Raw genomic sequence first — 1,307 nt, forward strand, 5'->3', positions numbered from 1 at the left:
CTGCTGGTCGACGAGCGGTTCCCGGAGCTGTTCGCCCGGGCGCTGCGCGCGGCCGACCCCGACTTCCGTGAACTGTTCCCCCGCGACGCCACGCCGGTACTCAGGGACTTCGCGCGGGCGATGCGGTGGGCGTTCGAGACCACCGAGTACGCGCGCGGTGACCGGGCCAAGGTCGAGGAGGTCGTCGAGTTCGCCCGCCACCTGGGCGCCGATCACCGCAAACTCGAACTGACGCCCGGGCATCACAGGCGCTTCGGGGAGGCGCTGGCCCACACCCTGCGACACCTCGCCGGCCGCGCCTGGGACGACCGGCTGGAGACCACCCTGGGCACCGCCTACCGGGTGCTCTCGACCGCCCTGCAACAGGGCGCGGCCGTCGACGAGGGCCCCGCGCGCGTCGGCGCGACCGTGGTGGAGATCCTGCGACCCACCCGGGACGTGGTGGTGGTGCGGCTCATCAGCGACGTGATGGTCGACTACCACCCGGGGCAGTACCTCAGCGTGCTCACGCCCTACGCGCCCGGTGTCTGGCGGCGGCTCAGCCCGTCGATCCCGTCCAACCCGGCCGGGCAGATCGAGTTCCACGTCCGCGACGTGCCCGGCGGCGCGCTCAGCGGCTCACTGGTCCGGAGCGTCGGCGTCGGTGACCGCTGGGTCCTCGCCCGTCCCCTGGGGATGCTCGCGGTCGACCGGTCCGAGCCGACCCGGGACGTGCTCATGATCGCCGGCGGCACCGGGATCGCGCCCCTGCGGTGCCTGCTGCTGGACATGATGCGCCACGCCGACAACCCGCGCGTCCACCTGTTCTACGGGGCCCGCTTCCCCGGCGATCTCTACGACCTGCCGACGTTGGTCGACCTCGCCGCCACCGCCCCGTGGTTGACGATCCAGCCCGTCGCCGAGGAGGACGAGGATCCCTGGTGGGCCGGCCCCCGGCAGGACCTGCCCCGCACCCTGCACCGTCGGCAGACCGGGACCCTGGTCCGGGCGGTCACGCAGTGGGGATCGTGGGCCGACCGGCAGGTCATCGTCTCCGGATCACCCGAGATGCTGCGCGCGACGGTCCGCGGTCTCGTCGCGGCGGGCACCCCGCGGGAGAACATCAGCTTCGACCGCCCCTGACAATCCCGCCGCGCGGCGCGGCCACCCACGTCGCCATCGTCGCCAGCGTCGCCATCGAGAAGACAGTTCCGCACACGACGGCCGAGAGCGGGTGTGCGGAACTGTCTTCTCGATGCGGAAACGCGCCGCGGCGGCCGGATCAGCGCGCCGCCGCGACGGTGTCGGCGTCCTCGCCGGCGCCGGGC

At 73.5% G+C, this 1,307-nt stretch carries 1 protein-coding gene; it reads left to right on the top strand.

Annotated elements, in window-relative coordinates:
* On the top strand, window positions 1–1,122 hold a 1,122-nt coding region (locus G6023_RS14175), incomplete at its 5' end, for an FAD-binding oxidoreductase (RefSeq protein WP_182636113.1).
* Between the last annotated feature and the right edge of the window lie 185 nt (window positions 1,123–1,307).

The organism is Dietzia sp. DQ11-71, from assembly GCF_014144995.1.
GTDB lineage: Bacteria > Actinomycetota > Actinomycetes > Mycobacteriales > Mycobacteriaceae > Dietzia > Dietzia kunjamensis.